This is a genomic window from Chryseobacterium gleum (genome assembly GCF_900636535.1).
GTDB classification, from domain to species: Bacteria; Bacteroidota; Bacteroidia; order Flavobacteriales; family Weeksellaceae; genus Chryseobacterium; species Chryseobacterium gleum.
The window spans coordinates 1,009,812-1,033,762 of sequence record NZ_LR134289.1 but is presented as its reverse complement, the minus strand read 5'-3'; the positions used below and the strand labels follow the sequence as shown (position 1 = coordinate 1,033,762).

22 protein-coding genes are annotated in these 23,951 nt (G+C 37.1%); 10 read left to right on the top strand and 12 right to left on the bottom strand.

Annotation, left to right across the window (positions count from 1 at the left end; all coding sequences use genetic code 11):
• The first annotated feature begins 24 nt into the window (after nt 1-24).
• From EL165_RS04790 to apaG, 6 genes are all read left to right on the top strand, one after another.
• On the top strand, nt 25-525 hold the full coding sequence (locus tag EL165_RS04790) for an FEKKY domain-containing protein (protein WP_041461468.1): 501 nt from the start codon (nt 25-27) through the stop codon (nt 523-525).
• A gap of 14 nt (nt 526-539) precedes the next feature.
• Nucleotides 540-1,808: a glucose-1-phosphate adenylyltransferase gene (locus EL165_RS04785; protein ID WP_002979074.1), complete on the top strand. Its 1,269-nt coding sequence runs from the start codon at nt 540-542 to the stop codon at nt 1,806-1,808.
• Nucleotides 1,809-2,065: 257 nt separating this feature from the next.
• A complete protein-coding gene (locus EL165_RS04780; RefSeq protein ID WP_002979075.1) occupies nt 2,066-3,106 on the top strand; it encodes an SRPBCC domain-containing protein in 1,041 nt (346 codons plus the stop codon).
• 125 nt (nt 3,107-3,231) lie between these two features.
• The gene (locus tag EL165_RS04775; protein WP_002979076.1) at nt 3,232-6,048 is read left to right on the top strand and encodes a 2-oxoglutarate dehydrogenase E1 component; all 2,817 of its coding nucleotides are present in this window, start codon (nt 3,232-3,234) and stop codon (nt 6,046-6,048) included.
• Between the two features lie 40 nt (nt 6,049-6,088).
• Nucleotides 6,089-7,342: a 2-oxoglutarate dehydrogenase complex dihydrolipoyllysine-residue succinyltransferase gene (gene odhB / locus EL165_RS04770; RefSeq protein WP_002979077.1), complete on the top strand. Its 1,254-nt coding sequence runs from the start codon at nt 6,089-6,091 to the stop codon at nt 7,340-7,342.
• Between the two features lie 79 nt (nt 7,343-7,421).
• Nucleotides 7,422-7,811 carry a Co2+/Mg2+ efflux protein ApaG gene (gene apaG / locus EL165_RS04765; protein ID WP_002979078.1) on the top strand — a complete coding sequence of 130 codons (390 nt, stop codon included), beginning with the start codon at nt 7,422-7,424 and terminating at the stop codon, nt 7,809-7,811.
• Between the two features lie 47 nt (nt 7,812-7,858).
• Here the strand turns inward: apaG and EL165_RS04760 are convergent, their stop codons facing one another.
• From EL165_RS04760 to EL165_RS04750, 3 genes are all read right to left on the bottom strand, one after another.
• Complete coding sequence (locus tag EL165_RS04760; protein ID WP_002979079.1) at nt 7,859-8,413, bottom strand: 3'-5' exonuclease; 555 nt, start codon at nt 8,411-8,413, stop codon at nt 7,859-7,861.
• A 196-nt stretch (nt 8,414-8,609) separates the two neighbouring features.
• Complete coding sequence (locus EL165_RS04755) at nt 8,610-9,590, bottom strand: glycosyltransferase family 2 protein (RefSeq protein ID WP_002979080.1); 981 nt, start codon at nt 9,588-9,590, stop codon at nt 8,610-8,612.
• Nucleotides 9,591-9,596: 6 nt separating this feature from the next.
• On the bottom strand, nt 9,597-10,481 hold the full coding sequence (locus EL165_RS04750; RefSeq protein WP_002979081.1) for a lysophospholipid acyltransferase family protein: 885 nt from the start codon (nt 10,479-10,481) through the stop codon (nt 9,597-9,599).
• An 81-nt stretch (nt 10,482-10,562) separates the two neighbouring features.
• Between EL165_RS04750 and EL165_RS04745 the strand changes: the two genes are divergently transcribed.
• Nucleotides 10,563-11,135 (top strand): thioredoxin family protein, encoded by a 573-nt coding sequence (locus tag EL165_RS04745; protein ID WP_002979082.1) that lies wholly within the window; start codon nt 10,563-10,565, stop codon nt 11,133-11,135.
• Nucleotides 11,136-11,241: 106 nt separating this feature from the next.
• On the opposite strand, the gene EL165_RS04740 is transcribed toward EL165_RS04745, so the two are convergent.
• Nucleotides 11,242-12,603, bottom strand: a complete 1,362-nt coding sequence (locus EL165_RS04740) for an aldehyde dehydrogenase (protein ID WP_002979083.1) — start codon at nt 12,601-12,603, stop codon at nt 11,242-11,244.
• A gap of 186 nt (nt 12,604-12,789) precedes the next feature.
• Between EL165_RS04740 and EL165_RS04735 the strand changes: the two genes are divergently transcribed.
• Together EL165_RS04735 and EL165_RS04730 are read left to right on the top strand one after the other, a co-directional pair.
• On the top strand, nt 12,790-14,469 hold the full coding sequence (locus EL165_RS04735; RefSeq protein ID WP_041461469.1) for a hypothetical protein: 1,680 nt from the start codon (nt 12,790-12,792) through the stop codon (nt 14,467-14,469).
• Between the two features lie 16 nt (nt 14,470-14,485).
• Entirely contained in the window at nt 14,486-14,995 is a 510-nt protein-coding gene (locus EL165_RS04730; protein WP_002979085.1) for a hypothetical protein, read from the top strand.
• A gap of 2 nt (nt 14,996-14,997) precedes the next feature.
• Here EL165_RS04730 and EL165_RS04725 read toward each other — a convergent pair whose 3' ends face one another.
• The 3 genes from EL165_RS04725 to EL165_RS04715 all read right to left on the bottom strand — a co-directional run bounded on the left by EL165_RS04725 (nt 14,998) and on the right by EL165_RS04715 (nt 19,175).
• Nucleotides 14,998-16,560 carry an MFS transporter gene (locus EL165_RS04725; RefSeq protein WP_126358585.1) on the bottom strand — a complete coding sequence of 521 codons (1,563 nt, stop codon included), beginning with the start codon at nt 16,558-16,560 and terminating at the stop codon, nt 14,998-15,000.
• A 306-nt stretch (nt 16,561-16,866) separates the two neighbouring features.
• Complete coding sequence (locus EL165_RS04720) at nt 16,867-17,913, bottom strand: HlyD family secretion protein (RefSeq protein ID WP_002979087.1); 1,047 nt, start codon at nt 17,911-17,913, stop codon at nt 16,867-16,869.
• A gap of 5 nt (nt 17,914-17,918) precedes the next feature.
• Nucleotides 17,919-19,175 (bottom strand): TolC family protein, encoded by a 1,257-nt coding sequence (locus EL165_RS04715; protein ID WP_002979088.1) that lies wholly within the window; start codon nt 19,173-19,175, stop codon nt 17,919-17,921.
• 114 nt (nt 19,176-19,289) lie between these two features.
• Here EL165_RS04715 and EL165_RS04710 point away from each other — a divergent pair, with 114 nt between their 5' ends.
• The gene (locus EL165_RS04710; protein WP_228370522.1) at nt 19,290-20,195 is read left to right on the top strand and encodes a helix-turn-helix domain-containing protein; all 906 of its coding nucleotides are present in this window, start codon (nt 19,290-19,292) and stop codon (nt 20,193-20,195) included.
• A gap of 293 nt (nt 20,196-20,488) precedes the next feature.
• On the opposite strand, the gene rplI is transcribed toward EL165_RS04710, so the two are convergent.
• The 5 genes from rplI to EL165_RS04685 form a co-directional block, all read right to left on the bottom strand.
• Nucleotides 20,489-20,986, bottom strand: a complete 498-nt coding sequence (gene rplI / locus EL165_RS04705) for a 50S ribosomal protein L9 (protein ID WP_002979090.1) — start codon at nt 20,984-20,986, stop codon at nt 20,489-20,491.
• Between the two features lie 108 nt (nt 20,987-21,094).
• Entirely contained in the window at nt 21,095-21,397 is a 303-nt protein-coding gene (gene rpsR / locus EL165_RS04700) for a 30S ribosomal protein S18 (RefSeq protein ID WP_002979091.1), read from the bottom strand.
• Between the two features lie 32 nt (nt 21,398-21,429).
• A complete protein-coding gene (rpsF, locus tag EL165_RS04695; protein ID WP_002979092.1) occupies nt 21,430-21,771 on the bottom strand; it encodes a 30S ribosomal protein S6 in 342 nt (113 codons plus the stop codon).
• 115 nt (nt 21,772-21,886) lie between these two features.
• Nucleotides 21,887-23,257, bottom strand: coding sequence for a chloride channel protein (locus tag EL165_RS04690; RefSeq protein WP_002979093.1), 1,371 nt, complete (start codon nt 23,255-23,257; stop codon nt 21,887-21,889).
• Nucleotides 23,258-23,299: 42 nt separating this feature from the next.
• Nucleotides 23,300-23,920, bottom strand: a complete 621-nt coding sequence (locus EL165_RS04685) for a hypothetical protein (protein ID WP_041461470.1) — start codon at nt 23,918-23,920, stop codon at nt 23,300-23,302.
• Between the last annotated feature and the right edge of the window lie 31 nt (nt 23,921-23,951).

Sequence of the window (23,951 nt, the reverse complement as noted above, 5' to 3'; positions counted from 1 at the left end):
GGATTTCTTTTCCTGATAATACTTATGTTGTTTTCCTGTAAAGAAGACAGAGGAAGTTATCATGGAGGCTATTATTGGATCTATGGCTACGGCCTTCCTGCGATGGAAAAGTATGAAGCAATGGCTGGCATTTCCGAAAAATGGAAAATAAAGCATTACTCTGTCGGTGGTTGTCTGGTGGAATCTGAAGAGATGAAAAGAATAGACGCTCTTAATAAAAGGACGTACGCTGTAATAGAAAGAAAATATGGAAAAGGCTGGAGAGAAAAGTATCGTAAAGATGTTGATGATTTTGTGATGAAGAGCGCTGGTGTAATGGATGTGCTTATTACAAACCCTCTCTTCAGAAATGAACTTAAAAAATATAATATTGAAATCTATAACCTGGATAAAGAGGTTTTAGTACTGAATGATAAAGATGATTTTCGGGTGACTGTTTATAAAAACGAACTCCAATATGAAAACAAAGAATGCTTTAAAGTAGCAGTAAACACTAAGAACAAAACAGTAAACTTAATAAAATAAAACGCCAGATATTTATGAATCGAAATGTAATCTCTATTGTTTTAGGAGGAGGCAGAGGAACAAGATTATTCCCGTTAACGTATACCAGATCAAAACCGGCTGTTCCTATAGCAGGAAAATACAGACTGGTAGATATTCCTATCTCAAACTGTCTGAACTCAGGACTGAACAAAATTCTGGTGTTGACGCAGTTTAATTCTGCTTCCCTCAATTCACATATCAAGAATTCCTATCACTTTGATATTTTCAGCAAAGGATTTGTTGATATTCTTGCAGCTGAACAGAATGTAGAAAATGACAGCTGGTACCAGGGAACAGCAGATGCTGTACGTCAATCAATGAAGCACCTTGAAAAATATGATTATGACTATATTCTTATTCTTTCAGGAGATCAGTTGTATCAGATGGATTTCAGGGAAATGCTTGACTTCCACATTGAAAATGGAGGAGATCTTACCATTGCTACTATTCCCGTGAACGCAAAAGATGCGACGGGTTTTGGAATCTTAAAGTCAGATGATGAAGGAAATATTACCTCTTTCTATGAAAAGCCGGGTTATGATATGCTGGAAGGCATGAAATCTGAAGTTTCAGATGAAAATAAACATGCAGGAAAGGAGTTTCTTGCTTCTATGGGAATTTATATCTTCACCAAGAATATCCTTAAAAAGATGTTTGAAGAGGGAGCAGGTGATGATTTCGGAAAAGATATCATTCCAAGTTCCATCGGAAAATATAAAACATTAAGCTATCAATATGAAGGTTACTGGACAGATATCGGAACCATAGAATCTTTCTACGAAGCGAATCTTGATCTTTGTCTTGATCTGCCACAGTTTAACCTTTTCTCTTCATCACCAATTTATACCAGAGCAAGAATGCTTCCACCGTCAAAAATCAACGGTTCATACGTAAGTAAGGCTGTTTTTGGAGATGGATGTATCATTATGGCAGATAAAATTGAAAATTCTGTGATCGGAAACAGAACCAGAATTGATAAGGGAAGTACCATCGTAAATTCCTATGTTATGGGAGCTGATTTCTATCAGAATACGACAGAAATTGTGATCAATGACAGAGGAGGACGTCCGAATATGGGGATCGGAAAATATTGCTATATAGAAAAAGCAATCCTTGATAAAAACTGTTACATTGGCGACAATGTCAAAATCATCGGCGGAAAACATATCCCGGACGGAGATTATGGAACCTATTCTGTTCAGGATGGGATTGTGGTTGTAAAGAAAGGTGCTGTCATTGCTCCGGGGACACATATAGGATAAAAGAAAGAAAGAGGGGTGCTGGAAGATGGAAGTTATTGAAGAACGAAGTATAAAAGCAGACTCTTCATATAAACGTCAGGTTTATTGGTAGTAAGTTTGGATGTTTTTAATCAAAAAAAATAGTAATTATCTGCACAATAGTAACTTCCAGCTTCCCTCATCCCGCTTCCAGCCATTAACCAGTTAATTATTGTTAAACATATCATTGGAGTGATCAGCATATTGTTCACTCTTTTTATTTGTATTATTTTTGTGCGATGCGTATTTTTAAAATCTTAGCGGTAATTATTATCCTTTTGGGAGGAGCTTATGCTGCTTCCATGTATTATTTTGTGGATGAAAGTAAAAACTTCACGATTGAAAAAGAGATCGATTATCCCGTGGATAAGGTTTTTGCCCAGTTTAATAACCTTCAGAATTTTACAAGATGGAATAATTTTTTTACCAGCTCACCCTCTATAGACATTGATTATTATACGCCATACGAGGGACAGGGAAGTGCCATCAGCTATGTAGACCCTAAAAATGATACTGATGGGGAAATGTTCATCAGATATGAGAACCTTAATAAAACCCTGAAATATCAGCTTTTTGAGGATGAAAATGAAAACCCGACGCTGGTTGATGTTAAATTTAAGCCCGTTTCTGCCGAAAAAACAAAAATTATCTGGTACGTACACACTCCGAAACTGCCGGTCTGGAAGAGAGTGGAAAACTTCTGGACGGAGGACCGTTTTGCTGAAAACATCAACAAAAGTATGGTGAATCTTAAAAACTCTTTAGGAAATAAAGTGGAAAAAGACAACCAGATGGCAGCAATAAAGTACGACAGTTTAATGGTAGAAAATGAAGAAAACAAATTGTTGCTGGGAATCAATGTGAGTACTTCAAACAAGAAAGATGCACTTTACAAAAATATCGTGATGAACTATAATAAAGTTTATAATTTCGTGACGATGGATCTTGGAAAACGGGATGATGAATTCGGATATCCTGTCCTGATCACTGATGCGGATAATTTCAAAGACAAAGAGGTTTCTTATTTCCTCGGAATTCCACTTTCCAAGAAAATCGGAGTATCTGACAATAACTTCAATTTTAGGACCGTAAATCCGTCTCAAAATTATGTAATTTACTACAAAGGAAACTATGAGGGCCGAATTAAGGCAATTCAGCAGCTGATTCAGAAAGCCAAAAAAGACGAGATGCGCTTCGGAGATATTTGCCAGACCTTTATTGAACGTCCGATGGATGGACAGGAAGTGAACGTTAAGCTCTCATTATCAGTGTATAAGTAATTTTTTTTTAATTTATTTTTTCTTAAGTTTTTTTAACGGTTTCAGACTGTTCTAAGTCGGTTTTTTTTATTAAATTTGAAGATTAATTCTACAAATAAATTTTAATAAATAGATAAACTGTAATAATGGACAGATTTTCATTCCTAAACGCAGCTCATTCTCAGTTAATTGAGGATTTATACCAACAGTACTTAAAATTCCCGGACTCTCTAGAACCATCATGGAAAGCTTTCTTTCAAGGCTTCGACTTTGCTTTGGAGAACTACGGAGATGACGATAACACTCAATTTATTCAGGCTTCGGCCAGCGCTGCCCCGGCAGTACAACAACAGATTTCTCAGGCAGTATCCAATGGAGAAGTTCCTGAGCACATCAAGAAAGAATTTAAAGTAGTAAACCTTATTGAGGCTTACAGAACAAGAGGACACCTTTTTACAAAGACTAACCCTGTTAGAGAGAGAAGACATTATACCCCTACTTTAGACATCGAGAATTTCGGTCTTTCTAAAGAAGATTTAAATACAAAATTCAACTGTGCTGTAGAAACAGGAATGAAAGAGCCATCAACTCTGGCAGATTTGATCAAGCACCTTGAAAACATCTACTGTGATTCAATCGGAGTAGAATACATGCACATCAATAACGTTGAAGAAAAAGATTTCATCAAAAGATGGCTTCAGGTCAATGAAAATCATCCAAACCTTTCTGCAAACGAAAAAACAGAAATCTTATTAAAATTAAATCAGGCGGTAGCTTTTGAAAACTACCTTCACACAAAATTTGTAGGACAAAAAAGATTCTCGTTAGAAGGAGGTGAAACATTAATCCCTGCTTTAGATCAGCTGATCTCAAGATCTTCTCAGTTAGGAGTAGATGAAGTAGTATTAGGAATGGCTCACAGAGGTAGATTGAATGTTCTTACCAACATTTTCGGAAAATCTTACAAGCAGATCTTCTCAGAGTTTGAAGGAAAAGAATTTGAAGAAGATGTATTCTCCGGTGACGTTAAATATCACTTGGGATCATCTAAAAAAATTAAGACCGCTTCTGGAGAAGAAGTATGTATCAACCTTACTCCGAACCCATCTCACCTTGAAACAGTAGCTGCTTTGGTAGAAGGAATCTGCCGTGCAAAAGTAGACGACAAATACAAAGACTATTCTAAAGTATTGCCAATCATCATCCACGGTGACGGTGCTATTGCTGGACAAGGTATCGCTTACGAAGTTGCTCAGATGATGACTCTGGAAGGATACAGAACAGGAGGTACTGTTCATATCGTTGTTAATAACCAGGTTTCATTTACAACCAACTACATGGACGCAAGATCTTCAACATACTGTACAGACATTGCGAAAGTTACAGAATCTCCTGTAATGCACGTTAATGCTGACGATGCTGAAGCGGTTGTTCATGCGATCCATTTTGCTGCTGATTTCAGAGCAAAATTTGGTAAAGATGTTTATATTGACCTTTTAGGATACAGAAAATATGGTCACAACGAAGGTGATGAGCCAAGATTCACTCAGCCTAACTTATATAAAACAATCTCAAAACACCCGAATCCAAGAGAAATTTATAAAGATAAATTATTGAAAGACAGCGTTACTTCCAACGATGTAATTGCTAAAATGGAAACGGAATTCAAAGCTCTTTTAGATAAAGATTTTGATGCTTCTAAAGAGATTGAGAAGAACGTAATGGATGTTTTCATGGCTGAAGATTGGGTAAACTATCCGATTGGTAAAAGAGGAGCAGTTCAGTTGCCGGTAGATACAAAATATGACCTTGCGAAGCTGAAAGAACTGGCAATTAAAATGTCAACACTTCCCGCAGACAAAAAGTTCATCAATAAAATTACAAGACTTTTCGAAAACCGTATCAAAGCTATTGAAGGAAATTCATTAGACTGGGCATTAGGAGAGTGGTTAGCTTACGCAACACTTCTTGTAGAAGGTCACAATGTAAGAATCTCAGGAGAAGATGTGGAAAGAGGTACATTCTCTCACAGACACGCTGTCGTAAAAACAGAAGATACGGAAGAAGAATACATCCCGTTAAGACACGTTTCTGAAAACAGATTTGATGTATTCAACTCTCACCTTTCAGAATATGGTGTTTTAGGTTTCGATTATGGATATGCAATGGCTTCTCCAAATACACTAACCATTTGGGAAGCTCAGTTCGGGGATTTCGTGAACGGTGCACAGATTATTGTAGACCAGTATCTGGCAGCTGCAGAAGAAAAGTGGAAAATCCAGGACGGATTGGTAATGTTATTGCCTCACGGTTCAGAAGGACAGGGAGCAGAGCACTCTTCAGCAAGATTAGAGAGATTCCTTACCCTTTGTGCTAATGAAAACATGGTAGTAGCCAATATTACTTCACCTGCCAACTACTTCCACTTATTGAGAAGACAGTTGAAATGGTCATTCAGAAAACCATTGGTGGTAATGAGCCCTAAATCTCTGTTGAGACATCCTAAAGTGGTTTCTCCGCTTGAAGATTTTGCAAACGGTGCATTCCAGCCGGTATTAGACGATCCTACTGCAGATCCTAAAAAAGTGGAAAAATTAGTTCTTTGTTCAGGTAAACTGTACTTCGAATTATTAGCGAAGAAAGAAGAACTGAACTGTGAAAATATTGCATTGGTAAGATTCGAGCAGTTATATCCGCTTCAGACAGATGCTATTGAAGCCATCTTCAACAAATATGAAAACAGAAAACAATTGGTGTGGGCTCAGGAAGAACCTGAAAACATGGGGGCATGGTCTTATATCCTGAGAAACTTCAGAGATACAGGAATCCAGGTAGTTGCTCCGGTACCAAGCGGTGCACCAGCTCCGGGTAGCCACAAAATGTTTGAGAAAAACCAAAATGCAGTAATCAACAGAGTTTTCGACAGAGACGATGCTCCTGCAAAAAGACCAGTAACAGCTTAATTTAAAATAATAATCAATTAAAAAATAAAAAATACTCGATATGTCAGTTTTAGAAATGAAAGTTCCTTCACCGGGCGAATCAATTACAGAAGTTGAAATTGCAACTTGGCTTGTAAAAGATGGTGATTATGTAGAAAAAGATCAACCTATCGCTGAAGTGGATTCAGATAAAGCAACTCTTGAATTGCCTGCAGAACAAAGTGGTGTAATCACTTTAAAAGCAGAAGAAGGTGATGTAGTACAAGTAGGTCAGGTAGTTTGTTTAATTGATATGGATGCTAAAAAGCCGGAAGGTGCTGCACCTGCTGCTGAGGCTCCAAAACAGGAAGAGGCTCCGAAAGCTGCTGAACCTGCTAAACAGGAAGCTCCAAAACCTGCTGCTCCGGTAGCTGCACCACAAACTTACGCAACAGGAGCTCCATCTCCGGCTGCTAAGAAAATCCTTGACGAAAAAGGAATGGATGCTGCACAGGTTTCAGGAACAGGAAGAGACGGAAGAATTACTAAAACTGATGCTGAATTAGCGGCAGTACCTGCATTAGGAGGTAGCCCTCTTACTGCAACAGGTTCAAGATCTACTACAACGACTAAACTTTCAGTTTTAAGAAGAAAAATCGCTCAGAGATTAGTTTCTGTGAAGAATGAAACAGCGATGTTGACTACTTTCAATGAAGTTGACATGTCTGAAATCTTCAGATTAAGAAAACAATATAAAGAAGAATTTGCTCAAAAGCACGGCGTTGGACTTGGTTTCATGTCTTTCTTCACAAAGGCTGTTACAAGAGCATTACAAATGTATCCGGATGTAAATGCATCTATTGATGGTGACTTCAAAGTAAACTATGATTTCTGTGATATTTCAATTGCAGTTTCAGGTCCTAAAGGATTGATGGTTCCTGTATTAAGAAATGCAGAAAACATGTCTTTCAGCGCTGTAGAAGCAAACATCAAGGATCTTGCTACAAAAGTAAGAGACGGTAAAATTACTGTTGATGAAATGACGGGTGGTACTTTCACAATTACAAACGGTGGTACTTTCGGATCTATGATGTCTACACCAATCATCAACCCTCCGCAATCTGCAATTCTTGGAATGCACAATATCATCCAGAGACCGGTTGCTGTTGACGGGCAGGTAGTAATCAGACCAATGATGTATGTAGCAATGTCTTATGACCACAGAATTATCGACGGAAAAGAGTCTGTAGGATTCCTTGTGGCAGTAAAAGAAGCGATCGACAATCCTGTTGGAATCTTAATGGGAGGTGACGAAAGAAAAGGCCTTGGATTATAGTTTAAACAGAATTATAATATAAATATACAATCTCGCCTAAAAAAGGCGAGATTTTTGTATCTATTAAGAAAATGCTACAATGATGTTTTCAAAAATGACTTCCAATATCAAAGTTTCAGTAATACCTGAATATGATAGTAAAAACAGTTATCCATCCGAAAACCGTTACGTTTTTAAATACAATATCACGATAGAAAATGACGGAAGCTTTCCTATCAAAGTGTTGAAAAGAAAATGGTTGATTTTTGACGTAGGATTTGGATATACAGAGATTATAGGAGATGGCGTAATCGGTCTTACTCCTGAAATAGGAACCAGCGAAAATTTCGCTTATTTCTCCAATGTAATGCTTCGTTCCGGAGTAGGGAATATGAGCGGAAAATACCTGGTAAAAAACATGGAGACACAGGAGACTTTTGAAATTGATATTCCAAAATTTAATCTGTTGTCTGAAGTATTAAGTAATTAATGATTATCAATTGCAGGCTAAGAACCCGGGTTCAGTAGTCTGTAATATTAAAGTTTTTTGATTTTTGCTTTCATATAATCATGTACTTCATCATTACTGGTGAGGAAGAGTTTCTCAAATGCCAGCAGAGAGATTTTGGCACACACTTCAGCATCAGCTCCTGCCCGGTGGTGGGTAAAATCAATCTTATGATATTCAGCTAAGGGTTTCAGTCCGTATTTTGGAAGATAATTCCATGATTTTTTGGCAAGCTGGATACTGCACAAATAGTTCAATTTAGGAGTAAACATTCCGTAATGCTCCAGACATCCTCTTAAAACAGACGCATCGAAACCGGCATTATGAGCAATCATAAGGCTTCCGTACATCATGTCCTGAGCCTCATACCATATTTCATCAAACGTTGGAGCGTCTTTTACATCTTCCGGCTGAATTCCATGCACAGCAATATTAAATTTGCTGAAATAAGGAAAGCTTGGCGGTTTAATCAGCCACGTTTTTGTTTCAACAATTTTAGAATCCTGTACCACACAAATTCCCATCTCACAAGCTGAACTTTTCTCATGAGTGGCAGTTTCAAAATCTATTGCACAGAAATCCATTATTTTAAAATTATAAGGTGTTGGGTTATTTTTGTTGCTGGTTACTGATTTTTGTTTGGAATTTGATGTTCAAGGTTTTGGGTTTAAAGTTTAAGGTTAATTGAAGTTATAAATTTTTACTCAAATAAAAACCCTTAGTTCATAATAAATAAGAAAGTCTTAGTTTTTCCTAATCCCTAATCTCTGGAACCTATAACTATGACCTTCCTCTCAAAAAGTGCTTAAAAATAAGCCATTTTGATTGATAGAAATTCTTCTTCTGATGGCTTTGACGAAGTTTCCACGTTCCCGGAATCTGACTGTAAAATGCAAAATGAGCCCGCAATACAGCCCAGAGATGAGAAAAACCATATTTGATTCCAAAATATACTCCGGCAATACCATCTAAACATAACCTGAAAAAAATTACCCAGATCACCTGTGGAAAAGGAAGATTTTTAAGCAACATAGAAAGGTTGTTCCTCATGTTCAAATAGGTTTTCTGTGCGCTCTGTTTGTTGAGCGTTCCACCTCCTACATGATAAACCTGGGACTTTCCTGTGTAATAGATCTTTTTTCCTGAATTGATCAGCCTCCAGCAAAGGTCAATCTCCTCCTGATGAGCAAAAAATCTGGCATCAAAACCGCTCTGTTCCCAAAAGTCTTTTGAGCGTATGAAAAAACAACATCCTGAAGCCCAGCAAATCTCTGCTTCATCATTATATTGTCCTTTATCTTCTTCAAGATCATCGAAAACCCTGCCTCTGCAATACGGATATCCAAGGTTATCAATCAATCCGCCTGCTGCACCTGCAAATTCGAAATAATTTCTATTGTGATAGGATAAAATTTTGGGCTGTACAGCTGAAACAGAAGGGTTACTTTCCAATAATTCCAATACAGGTTCTGTCCAGTTCTCTGTCACCTCCACATCAGAATTAAGAAGACAGTAATATTCGTTTTTGATAGCTTTCAACCCTTCATTATAACCGCCTGCAAAACCATAGTTCTTATCGTTTTTAACAATCTGTACTGTGGGAAAATGCTTTTCTAAAAATTCAATTGAATCATCCGTAGAAAGATTGTCTATCACATAAATATCGGCATTCTGAGAAAATTGAACTACTCCAGGAAGAAATTGTTCAAGCCAATTCCTGCCGTTCCAGTTTAAGATGGCAACTGCCAGTTTTTTCTGCATGTCAATCTATTTTTTTTCAGAATCAAAATTTTTGATAGAGTCCTGATATTTCCATTTTCTGTGTGACCAAAGATAATTGTCCGGATGTTTGTGTAATGTGTTTTCCAGCAATTTATGGAACTTTCTAACTACTTCATTCTCTGTAAACTTTTCCCCATCCGGATAAATTCTGTGATAATTAACCTGATAATAACCACGCTTTACCTTTTTCATTTCACAATAGATAAAAACAAGATCCATTCTTGTGGCAAGTTTGTCATATCCTATGAAAGCAGGAGTACGCTGATTCAAAAACTCTAATCCATACGTAATATGAGCGTGATGGGGTGTTTGGTCAGCCACAAACATATATGCCGAGTCACCGTTGTTTTTAGATCTGAAAATATTCAGAATCACTTCATTGGCTTCAAGTGCTTCATTTCCGAATTTATTCCTGACTTTCTTCATTTGGTTTTCCCAGAAGTCACTATTTACTTTTCTGTATACAGGATGGCAGTGCGCCTGGGGGATAATTTTCGCCAGTGCATTGATCCATTCCCAATTGAAAACATGGCCTGCCAGTAAAATGATATTTTTACCTTCCTCTTTGGCTTCGTGAAATAAATGCTGGTTGATATGCTGCATTCTCACTCTGGATTCTGTTTCCGAAATGCTGAATGATTTAATGGTTTCTACCAGATAATCTGAAAAATTGAGGTAGAATTTTTTCCGGATCTCCTTGATTTCTTCTTCAGACTTATCAGGGAAAGACTTTTTCAGGTTTTGTGTAATAACCTCTTTTCTGTATCCAACTATATGATAGTTCAGGAAAAAGATGACGTCCGAAAAAATATATAATATTTTAAGCGGAAGCTTGGAAATCAGATATAATATTTTGATCAGAAAATTCATAAAACACGCAAATTTAGTGATAATAAAATTATGGTTCTATTTTTGCTGAGGGATATATGTTATTTTTTTTACTTTTAGATTATGAAAAAATTGATAATATTCGCTTCTTTGGGATTAAGTGCTTTTGCTTTTTCACAAGAAGTAAAGAATTTGCCTGATAACGGAAAACAAAAAACAGCTCTTATAGTGCCTGCAGAACAAGCAAAATTAGAGGCTCAGAAAAAGGCAGCTGAAGAAAAGGCTAAGCTTCCTAAACCTTATGACCCAAAAGCAGATGCTCAGGCTGATATTAATAAACTGGTTGCTCAAGCTAAGAAAGAAGGAAAGAATGTGATGATCCAGGCTGGTGGAAACTGGTGTATCTGGTGTCTTCGTTTTAATAATTTTGTGCAGACAACTCCTGAACTGAAGGAATTAGTAGATAAGAATTATGTTTACTACCATCTGAACTTTTCTCCAGACAATAAGAATGAAAAGGTTTTTGCCCAGTATGGAAATCCGGGTGAAAAATTTGGTTATCCGGTTTTTATCGTTTTGGATAAGGATGGGAAAATGATCAAAGTTCAGCAAAGTGATGTTCTGGAAGAAGGAAAAGGGTACAGTAAAGAAAAAGTAAAAGAATTCTTTACTATCTGGGCCCCAAAGAAAGGATAAAAATATAAAACTGCTTCAGAAATGAGGCAGTTTTTATTTTTATGTATTGATTTATAGATATGTTATAATACAAATAGTTAAATCTGTACAAATATAACCTTCAGCATTACATTAATTTCTTTATCCAGCTTAATTTTTTTTCCGAATAAGGCGGATATTTGATATTTGGTTCACCCCATGTGGCTTTTTCAAGAATCGCTTTTTGATGTGAGAACGTTTCAAAACCATACTTTCCATGGTAATTTCCCATACCGGAACTTCCTACGCCTCCGAATGGCAGGTTATCATTGCTCAGATGCATCACTGTATCATTGATGCAACCTCCTCCGAATGAAAGTTTCCGTGTAAAGATTTCTTTTTCTTCAGAATTATTTGTGAAAAGATAAGCTGCCAATGGTTTTTCAAGCTCTGAAACAGTGTTGAGAACTGCATTATAACTTTGAAAACTGATGACAGGCAGAAGAGAACCGAAAATTTCTTCCTGCATGATTTCGTCATTCCAGTCTATATGATTCAGAATAGTAGGTTCAATGTACAACCTTTCTTCATCAAAATTTCCTCCGGAATAGATTTTTTCTTTATCAATAAGGCGTATAAGACGCTGGAAATTTCTTTGGTTAATAATTCTTGTATATTGTTCAGAATCCGGTTCATATTGAAATTCTTTAATATATTTCCTGAGCATTTCCAGAAACTGTTCCTGAATGGTTTCTTCTATCAGCAGATAATCCGGAGCTACACAGGTTTGCCCGGCATTAAGAAATTTACCCCATACAATTCTTTTGGCTGCAATTTCCAGATTAGCATCTTTGGTGACAATGGCCGGGGATTTTCCGCCTAATTCAAGCGTTACAGGAGTAAGATGTTCTGCTGCCGCTTTATAAATGATCTTTCCGACCTTCGTGCTTCCGGTAAAAAATATTTTGTCAAATTGTAATGTTAAAAGAGCTGTCGTTTCTTCAATACCTCCTTCGTACACATAAAGATACTCTGAAGGGAAGTTTTCATTGATGAGTGAAGCCATTGCTTTCATTGTATTTTCAGCAATTTCACTGGGTTTAAGGATACAGCAGTTTCCAGCTGCCATTGCAGCAATAACGGGAGAAAGAGATAATTGATAAGGATAATTCCACGCTCCGATTACCAGCACACAGCCAAGCGGTTCCTTATAAATTTTACTGTTTCCGAGTTGATTGACAAAGTTGGTCCTTACTTTCTGGGGTTTTGAAAGCGCTTTTAAATTACTGATATAATAATCAATATCATTCAGAATAAAAGACAATTCGGTAGTTAAGGTGTCGAATTTTGATTTTCCAAAATCTTTGTTAATTGCTTCATACAGCATATTCTCATTAGAAATAATAAGATTTTTAAGCTTTTCAAGGTACATTTTCCGGAAGGCAATACCTTTGGTTTGCTGTGTTGCAAAAAAATCTCTTTGCTTCAGTAGAATACTTTCAATTTTCATTGGTGATTTTTTTATTAAACGTCTGTATTTCCTGGATTGTATTGATCGGAAATTATATAATAATTGTGTATTAATTTAATTAAAAACAATATAATATCAAATAATTATTAATAAAATAATAAATATTGAAAAAATCATTGTTTGGTGATAAAAAATATTGTAGATTTATTTGTATAAAATTTGCGGATGAGAAATTTATTCTATCTATTTTCCTTATTCTTCTGTTATTTCAGTTACGCACAATGTACAAACTGCGGAATTCAAAACCCTACTGATCCAAATTTCCATTTTCCCGACAATACAACGGTTTGTTTCAGTTCTGATATGACATTTAATAATCCAACCTTTGGAACCAATTCCAAGATTTGTATTGCTTCCGGCGTTACCTTGCAGTTTCAGAATAGTATAAGTGGCGTAGCTAATGCTCCTGCGGTTTTTGAAGTGCATGGAAAACTTAATTTTATCCAGACGATAACCAGTGTTGCTGATCTTGATGTACATGTTTATAGCACAGGGAGTATTACAGTGGGAGGAGGAAATGGTAACCTTACCATTGGAGGACAGGATAATAAAATAATTAATGAAGGACTTATTGAAATGGGAGTGCTTCAATTAGGTGATAATACCAACAATATCATTGATAATTTCGGAAATCTCAATATTAATGGAAACCTGAATATGAGTAATTCTGCGACCACTTTATTTAGAAACGAAGGCGGCGGCTTGATATCAATCACTGGTAATTATGGAAATAATGAGCAGAGCGTGTATGTCAATTGTGGTACTATTATATCTCAGAACGGATTTAACATTAATGGCGGTAAAATCATCAATACCGGCATTTTTACTGTAGGAGGCGATATTAATTTATCAGGAAGCAGCAGCGAAATTCACAATTTCGGTCTTTTTACTTCCACCGGAAATATGAATAATGCACCGGCTGATGCAGTTATTTATAATGAGGGGCAATTGACCTTAAATCAATTCCAGGGAGGAAATGCAGATATCCAGGGACCTTCTTCATCATCAAAAAAAGGATATATAGTCCTGCAAAATCCTATACAGGTAGGAAACGTTGTTGTAGGTCCTAATCTTGACTTTAGGAGAACCACCGGCGTATCTGATCCCAGTACTGTTTTCATGAACAGTAACCCAAGTTTTCTGGCGAATGTTACTTACGATTGCGCTTCCACAAACAGTTGTAGTGCGCCTTTGATCATCAATCCGGGATTTTGTCCTGCCATTAACGGAGCCTTACCTCCAATGGCGGTTGATGATACATATACCATTGTTGCCGGAGGATCTTCTGCAGGAATTGTACTGGATAATGACTTTGAAACCTACGGCGGAGCACAGGCAACACTTTCTAATGTTTTGCTATCACAAATATCCACTTCAAACTCAAATATTTCATTAAATACAGCTGACGGGCATATTTTAGCAGCTCCGGGAACAGCTCCGGGAACGTACTCGCTGGTTTATCAGATCTGCCAGACAGCTTCTCCATCAAATTGTGATACGGCAATAGTGACGGTTACAATCCAAGGCACTGTACCTTGTTATAAACCGGCTGTAACAGCGGGTACTACGCTTTCTTCAAATTTCGGCATTACTTCACTGAGCAGGGCAGATAGTGGAGAGAGTAACTGGCCGGGAGTGAGAAAAGGAGCATGGGTCGTATTGGAATCAAAGAATAAAGGTTTTGTTCTTAACAGACTTACCGATGCTCAGGTTGCAGCAATCCCGCAGGCAGACCTTAAAGAAGGAATGATGATTTATAATACCACACAGAACTGTCTGCAGGTTAATATTGACGGAACAGCAACAGGCTGGAATTGCTTTAATACCCAAACCTGCCCGGATTAAAAGAAAACTGAACTGTATGAAAAAAATTACCTTAATAATCGTTATAGCAGCTTTCGGATATTGTAATGCCCAGGTTGCTTTTGGGAAAACGACTTTAGAATCAGCTTCATCATCTATTGAATTCGGAAATGAAAACCGCGGACTTGTTCTTCCCTGGGTAACCAATACATCCGGTATTCAGAATGTTGTGAATGGTACTTTGATTTTCGATACTTCGGATATGAAGGTGAAAGTTTATCAGAATAATCTCTGGAAAGATCTTTCAGTAGATGGAACAGGTGCTGCTGATACAAGTCTGCAGGATGGTTTAACAGACCAGCCGGATGCAGAAGTTTCTATAGGGACACCATCATCAGTCTCAGGAATTCTGGTGCTGGAGGATAATAATAAAGCGATGATTTTACCTAAAGTAGCCTCTCCCCATCTTACTATTGTTTCTCCTGCAGCTGGAATGATTGTGTATGATACACAAAAAAAACAGCTGGCTGTTTTCAATGGTACAGTATGGTCTTTTTGGGGTGAGTAAGCCTACATGATATTTCTTATTGCTATTTTTACCGGATGGTAAAGCAATAAACCAATTGCAGTAACAAGAGCCAGCCAAAATAATCCCGTAAAAATTTCCATATTGGAAAGGAGGATGGATTGAGCTGTGATTTTAGCTTTAAAAGCACCGGCTGTTACAGAAAGAGAATCATTCACCGGAAGCCTGGAAACCGCATTTCCGAAAATCTGATTCCACTGACTGTAAAAAACAGGATTGGTATCTGTAAGATTAGCACTAAGTGCGTCAGAATGTTTTAACGTTAAAAATAACATCAGGTTCTGCATCAGCGCATATCCGATAGCAGTTGTCCAAAATCGGGTTGTTGTGCCCAGGGCTGTAGCATTGGATACATATTCTTCCTTAGTTCCTGAAATCAAAAAGAAAACAAGCGGCGTAAATAATAATCCCTGGGCTGTTCCCTGCAGGAACAAGGGTGGACAGATCGTAGAAAGAGTTGTATCAGGATAAAAAGTATAGGTAAACCATGCACAGTCAATGGCAAGTAACAGAAACCCTGTAAAGAAAACAATCCTGGAAGATACTCCGCGAACCAGACAGAGTCCTGATAATATAATTCCCAAAAGCGTACCGGCAACATTCCAGTACTGGATGTTCACAATATAATCCCATGGCCATTTCCATACGGTAGCCATGATGCTGTAAACATTATTCAGTCCCGAACGGATCAGGTAAAAAATAAAAAAAAGGATCATTCCGGCAATGACGTTTCTGGAACTGAAAACTTCAAAATGAAAAAGTGGTCTTTTAGAATTTCTCTGTTTAAGCATAAATAATCCTCCTGAAAGAAGAAATATAAAAAGGCACATCATAATGGTATCGGATTCGAACCACATGAGTCTTTTACCGTAGATAATTGCATAACCGCCAGCCTGGAGAGAAACCCAAAGCAAAAACCAGCTGGTAATATCCAACTGATACAAAGGCTTTTTAGGAAAGAATCTGTTTTTGTTGAATAGTGCAATACCAATAATCAGTACAAATACATGAAAGTAAACCATCATCAGGATCATATGCCGGAAATCATAATTCTCAATACTTGATTTCAGCAGGGAAGTGGTGATGGTTCCTCCTGTCAGCATAATCGTATACATAAAGAGATACGCTAAAACTTTAGCGTGTTTCGTTTTTAACTCCGCAATGATTAAAGGAAGGAAAATAGCCCCTTCCAGCAACCCGAAAATTCCTTCCAGAAATCTGATCACCAAAATAACATGATAGTCGTGGGTTACTGACAGAACATAAAGAATAATTACAGAAATGGAAGCCATCAGCAGCACATAATATTTTACGCTGAAATAAGCCATAAACCTCTGTAAAACTAAAAGGGTAACCACAAATGTCCCATACATCAAAATCATTAAATACTGGATGTCATCTGAATCTACATCCATAAAAGAAGATGTGAAGGCGCTGTTCGAATGTAAAAGCGACAACAACATCAGGTGGGGAAACAATGCCAATATGAGAAGCGGCAGTTTCAGCCATTGTGGTACCCATTTATGATAAACTGAATTGTGTTGCATAATTTTTTAAAACAAAAGGCAAAAAAGCGAAATGTAGAATCGCAAAATTGCGGTTGAATATAATCAGACCATGAGTGATTTTACTTTTAGTATAATACCTGTTTAATCTGTTTAAAAACGCGAAAAGACAAAAGGGCAAGGTGTAAAGTAAAAGGTAAAATGGCAAATATGCTTAAGAAAAAATTCGCAGATTCGCTATTTGCAGTTTTGCCTTTTCGCAAAAAAATAATTTAATTGTAAAGTCTCAAATAGGGTTGTGTAAAGATATTTTGTACTCTAATACTCTAAAACCTCCCACATTCAGACTCATATCTTCTTAGCGCTCACCAGAACATTCATTCCGGAAAGCAGCTTTTCATTGTCTTTATTGTTATCAAGGATAATTTTTACAGGAAATCTCTGTTCAATTTTTACAAAGTTTCCGGTTGCATTATCCGGTTTTACCAAAGAAAATTGTGATCCTGATGCTGGAGACACAGACAGTATTCTTCCTTTAAATTCAACATCAGGGTAAGCATCTGCTGTAATAATCACTTCCTTGCTCTGGTCAATCTGTCCAAGCTGTGTTTCTTTATAATTGGCTATGATCCATTTCTCTTTGCTTACGATCTGAACCAACGCCTGACCTTCTTTAATCAATTGACCTTCCTGAATGGTTTTCTTACCTACCCATCCGTCATAAGGAGCCGTAATTACCGTATAGGAAAGATAAAGTTTAGCATTATTAAGGCTTGCAGAACTCTGCTGAATCTGGCTTTTAACAGGAGCTACCTTTGTCTGCTGTTCGTTTGCTCCGGCTCTCACTGCATTTTTCTGCTGTTCCAATGCCAGAAGATTAGCTTTTGACTGTTCATAGGAAGCTTTTACATTTTCAAATTCCTGTTCGGTTGCTGCGTCTTCTGCCAGAAGGTTTTTATATCTTTTAAAATCCTGTTCTGTTCTCCAGATATCAATTTTTGCAGATGCAATTTTAGCATCAATGATCTTGGTGTCGCTTTCTTTGGTATTGACACCGCTTTCAATAGTGCTGATGGTTGCTGCATTGGCATGAAGGTTGGCTTCTGCCATCTGTACCTGGTTCAGGAACTCCCTGTTGTCTATGATGATTAAAGTGTCGCCCTTATGGACAAACTGGTTTTCATTAAACTTTATAGTTTTAATAAACCCTGATACCTTGCTGGAAACGGGAGTAATATATTGCTCGATCTGTGCGTCATTTGTAGTAACATTTTTTCTTGAAAAAAGATAAAAGCTGACCATCCCTGTAATTCCGCTGATAATCAGGATCCAGGCCAGTAAAGTAATGGACTTGTTAATTCTTTTTTCTTTTTGTGTCAGTTGTTTCTGTGCCATAGTTTTTATAGGTTTCCAATCGTATATTGGAGTTGGTAATATTTAAGTTGTCTGTTTATTTTTACGGAGATAAGATTAGATTCGGCTTCCAGATAAGCATTGTCCGCATCTATCAGTTCTGTGATAAGACTAAGCTTATTGGCGTATTTTGTTCTAACAATACGGTAGTTTTCTTTGGCCTGTTGAATGGCTTCTTCAGCAATTTTAACCTTCTGGTCTGTTTCTTCAAACTTTTTATACGCTTCATATACATTGTGTCTGATTTTCTCTTCATTTTCCTCGATCTGAAGCTTGGCAAGATCAATATTTTCCTTTGCTTCCTGCATTTTATACTTATTCTTATACAGGCTTTCAATAGGATAGGTAAGATTTACTCCAACCATTCCCAGACGATAAGCATAGGGCTCAGGAGGGAAGAACATCATATTCGGGTATTTTAAAAAGTATTCTCCGCCAGCGGTGATCTTGGGTAAATAATTCGCTTTGGTAATTTTCTGATCCAGCTCCTTCAGTGAAAGATTTTTATGGGTAATTTCAACAGATTCGTTTTTGCTTAATGCGGTTTCTGTCAGTTCATCAACATAAGGAATCGAAGCATTCTCTGAAATCAAATCTTCTGTATCAACGTGCATTTCCTGGCTTTCCGGAAGGGAAAGAATCGTTTTAAGTTTGTGTTCTGCAATCTGAATGTCATTATCCAGTTCAGTCCAGCTCATTGTATGGTTTGATAGCTGCAGTGACGTTCTTAAAACTTCGTTTACCGTTACAACACCATTGGCTTTCAAAGCTTTTACCTGCTTGATGTTGACAGAATCTTCTTTCATTTTATCATTAATAAGACTTTGCTGCTCTTTTAAATGATGAATCTGTAGAAAAGCAGTAATGATCTCCATTTTAAGTTGTCTTTCGTCAAGATGAGTTTTCAGTGCTGAAATTTCAGTATCAATGCCTGCTTTCTTTTCCGTGTTCTTGATTTTGCCACCCATATACACAGGAATAGAAGCAGATAATGTAAAGTCGTACATACCATTGATGACATCATACTTGGTTGCTTTGTTAAACACGCCATTCTGATGCTGGAACAGGTTGGTTACCTGATTATAGCTGGTATGAAACTCAATGTCCGGAAGTTTTTCCATTTTGAGATCCTTCTCTTTGGTAACAGACATGTTCTGTTTCAGATGACTGATCTGAATGGTTTTATTGTTTTTCAAACCAATTTCTATAGCTTGTTGTAAGCCAAGATGCTGGTAATCTATCATCTGTGATTGTAAAAAACTGCTCAATAATAAGCACAACGCTATGCACAGATACCGGCATGCGTTAAATATGATATTCATAAATTAATTAAAGGATTTTTGCTAAAAATGATTTTGATGCAGCAAAGTTACGACGTCATGCATAGTACCCGATTTGTGAAAACAGAAAAAGATTTGCTCATTTACGCCAAATTCAAAATTCTTCCATACCTTTATACTATGAATGACAGTCATTTTAAAGCAGTAGAAGAGGATGATGCGGAGTTTTACGTCTATCACGTCCTCACAGGTAACGTAACCACAGAGATTCATTATCACAGTTCTGCACAATTGGTTTATGCAGAAGGCGGTATTGTGCATGTTTTTACCGATCAGAAGCACTGGTATCTTCCTGCCAGATGCTTCATGTGGATTCCTGCAGGAACTCCCCACTATATTTTCTCTACCAGTCCCAAAGTGGATTTATTTAATTTTTATTTTAAAAAAGAAGAAAATGAAAGTGGCTTTTTTGATGAAATTAACATTTATTCCGTTAATAACTTACTTCGGGAGATGATTTTTTATACTAAAGACTGGGATGGGAAAATCACAAAAAATGACCATTCTAAATATTATTTTCTCAAAGCTCTTAAAGGTGTTCTACAGGAAAAAAAACACAAGCATCTGGCATTTCCCATTCAACATCCTTTTCCCAAAGATGAAACACTGCTGAAGATTGCAAGATATATTCATGCTAACCTTGAAAAGCCCCTTACGATAGAATCCACGGCAAAAGAATTTGGAATGAGTACAAGAACCCTATCAAGGAAATTTAAAGAGATTCTAGGCATGAATTACGTACGTTTTCTACGTGCATTACGAATTACACGTTCTCTGGAACTGATGCTGGAAGGAAAATATAATATGTATGAAATCGCTATGATGGTAGGGTACAACAGCCTGTCGTCATTCAGTAACATTTTCAAAAAGATCATTGGTGTACCTCCTACGGAATACCAGCATAAACTGAGAGGGGATAAGTAGTGAGTGGGAGGGTTTGAGGGTTTGAGATTCGGGTTACGGGGTGCGAGGTAAGGGTTTATAGTGTGGAAAAGATTTTCCTACCTGTTCTTACTACAGGGTTGTTAAAAAGATAATTTAACGAGTAATAGCTGTTAAGATTTCCCATATTCCCCTTCTTTGAAGGGGTGGATTTTTGCAAAGCAAAAAGACGGGGTAGTTCATATCAATCTTACTTCAAAGTAACCCTATACAAAAGAAAAACCACCTCAATCAATTGAAGTGGTCTTGTATTGTGAGAAATTCTCAGTCGCTTATTAAGCTTCTTCAGTTTTAGCTTCTTCTTTTTTAGGAGCTGCCTCAACCGGAGCATCAGATACGATATCAAACTCGTAGTTGTACTCAACATTTCTGTGAAGTCTGATAAGAGCTGTGAATTTACCAGTTCTCTTGATCGTGTTACCAGGAATTTTGATGTATTTTTTCTCTACAGAAACACCAGCTTTTTCTAAAGCAGCAGATAGATCAGCATTGTTGATAGATCCGAATAATTTATCACCAGCACCTACTTTTGCAGGAATAGTGATAGAAGTTTTCTTCAATTGCTCAACTACAGCGTTAGCAGCAGCGATTAATTTAGCTTCTTCTTCTTTTCTAGCTTCTAATGTAGCTTCTAAAGCAGCTTTGTTTTTAGGGGTAGCTAAAAGTGCAAATCCTTGAGGGATTAGGAAGTTTCTAGCATAACCAGGCTTTACGTTTACTGTATCAAACTCAAGTCCTAAGTTTTCTACGTCTTTTTTTAGGATAATTTCCATTGTTGTTGTCCTTTTTTAGATTTTAGTGGTCTAAAATCAAGTTAGAATTAATGATGTATTCAGCAACAAAAGAAGAGGTTGCCCTCTTCTTTTATTTATTTTTTTGTCTTATTTCAATAAGTCAGCTACGTATGGTAGTAATGCAAGGTGTCTTGCTCTTTTGATAGCAGCAGAAACTTTTCTTTGGTATTTTAAAGAAGTTCCGGTGTATCTTCTTGGTAAAATTTTACCTTGCTCGTTTACGAATTGTAATAAGAAATCAGCATCTTTGTAGTCAACGTGCTTAATTCCGTATTTTTTGAATCTACAATATTTCTTTTCAGATTTTGTATTGATATCAAGTGGAGTAAGGAATTTTACTTCTGATTCTCCTCCTGCTGAGGCTTGTTTAGCCATTTCATCTATTGCCATGTCTTGTCTTTTTTAAAAAATAGGGTTAATAATTAAGCTTTAGCTGCTTTTACTTTAGCTCTTCTTGTTACAGCGTACTCAACAGCGTGTTTGTCAAGTTTTGTAGTAAGGTAACGGATTACTCTTTCGTCACGTTTGAATGCCAATTCTAAGTCAGCTACTACAGAACCTTCTCCTTTAAATTCGATTAAAGTATAGAACCCATTCTTTTTCAATTGAATAGGGTAAGCCAATTTTTTTAATCCCCAGTTTTCTTTAGCAACGATTTCGCAGTTCTTTTCTTTGATTAGATCTTCGAATTTTTTCACTGCTTCCTCCACCTGTGCATCAGATAGAACGGGAGTTAAAATGAAAACAGTTTCGTAATTGTTCATAATGTTAAAAAATTTGTTAATTATTTCGAGGTGCAAAAGTAGAAAATATATTTCTTATATGCAAGAGGATGTAGGAAATAGTTGAGTATTCCCGGAAGATTTATTTTCTTTTGGATCAGTTTCTGGTTTCAACTTCATCTTTAGCTCTGACTTCCGCCAGAAAATTCACTTTCAAAACATCATACAATGAATGTCTGCTTACCAATATGGAAGCAATAGAAGATACCATTCCGGCAAGCATCAGATGGAATATCAGCGAATGTCTGTCGGTCATTTCCAGAACGATAATCGCTGAAGTAAAAGGCGCTCTGGTAATTCCTGTAAGAAAAGCAACCATTCCGGCCAGGACCACAACATTCGTTTCATTAGGTGTCAAATGAATCGCTCCTGAAATGACGGAACCTATACTGGCTCCTGCAGTAAGAGCCGGAGCAAAAATTCCACCAGCACCTCCGGAAGTAAAGGAAAGGGCAGGCCCCAGCATTCTCAGAACAGGAACATACCAGTCTTCATGCTTGTCTTTGGTAAAAAGAACCCGCTCCATGATCTCTTTTCCCGAACCCAGAATTTCTCTGTTGATGAAATAAGCAATCGAAGCAATAATTAATGCACAAATTACCAGGAATATCACATTGGCTTTATCTGTTTTCAGTTTTTTCTTTTTCCAGCTGTTGATTTTAAGCATGATGACTGAGAGCTGACTGGCAAGAATACCTGCTGTTGCGGCAACAAGAATGATCGGAAACATAACCATTAAAGAAACATCATTGGTTTTCGGATATCCCAGATATAAATAAGATCCTGCCAGTGTCTGTGCCGTAAGACCTGCAATAATTACCGCCGTAAATAATGCTGTTTTAAAGTAATTGATATGGGTTTTTGATAATTCTTCTACTGCAAAAACGATCCCTCCCAGCGGAGTGTTAAATGCTGCTGCAAGTCCTGCTGCTGCTCCTGTCATAATCATGTTCTTCTTGGAAATCTTTGGCCACCATTCAGGAAGGTATTCATTGACTTTTCTGAAAACGGAGCCTGCAATCTGAATTGTTGGCCCTTCACGTCCTACGGCGCCACCTCCGATTACCAGAATAACTGAAGACAGGATTTTGAAAAAAATAATCTTAAGGCTAAGAAGATTTCTGATTTTGCGATGTTCTTTGGGATTGGCAAGTTCTACAGCTGCCATCACCTGCGGAATACCGCTTCCTTTGGCGTTCGGGGCAAATTCTTTGACGAGCCACCATGAAAGAACAAATCCGATGGGAGCAATAATGAAAATCATCCAGGCATGCCAGTCAAAAATGAAATTCATCAGATGTTCTGCCCATGCAAATATCTGCGCATACATCACCGCAAAAAAGCCTGTAATCACAGACCCAATCCAAAAGGGAATCGCCTGAAGCAGGTTGTGCTTCAGCTGTTCGTTCCGGATATTGTCGAAGGAATTTTTGAGGGATTTCCGTATCAGGATGAAAATTTTCAACATTTGCAGGTTTTGAGGGATGAATTTACGGTAAAATTTTGGAAATTATATTTCGTTTAAAAATTTTGAAATCATTTCAGCTTTTTCAACCGTAAGAATATCAGGTATACCAAAGCTTAAAATGCTGTTTCTGACTTCAAGCTTAAAGCTTTCATCAGGGAAGCTTTTTATTGCTTCTTTTCTTTTTTGTGTTAAAAAACTCATGGTTTTAAATGCATCACTTCCCACGACATAAAAATCTTTAAAATCAGGATCTTTAAAATTAACGGAGAAACTGCTGAAAATTCCTGCAATCTTATCCATTAGCTTCTTTTTATTAATGGAAATATATCCAAAGTCTTCTTTTAAGTTTTTTAGTCCCCAAAGCTGGATGGTGTTATATTTACGATCTAAACGTCCGCCTTTGAAATTTATTCCCACTTTACTAACGATAAAAAGATAGAAAGGGCTATTGTCCACATCCTTTACCAGGTAAAAGATGCGTGGAATAAATAACGGATACATATCAAAAGAACTGAACTGTTCGTAAGGAGACTCTTTAATGTCAATAACTGAAATATTATAAGAGAGAGATAGCAGATCATAGATTTCAGTAATGAGCTTTTCATCCTGTTCGGTGAAATCAAAAAACCTTGTGGCATCATATTTCCTGTAATCCGGATCCATTTTCTGATATATTATTTGTTTAAAAATAATG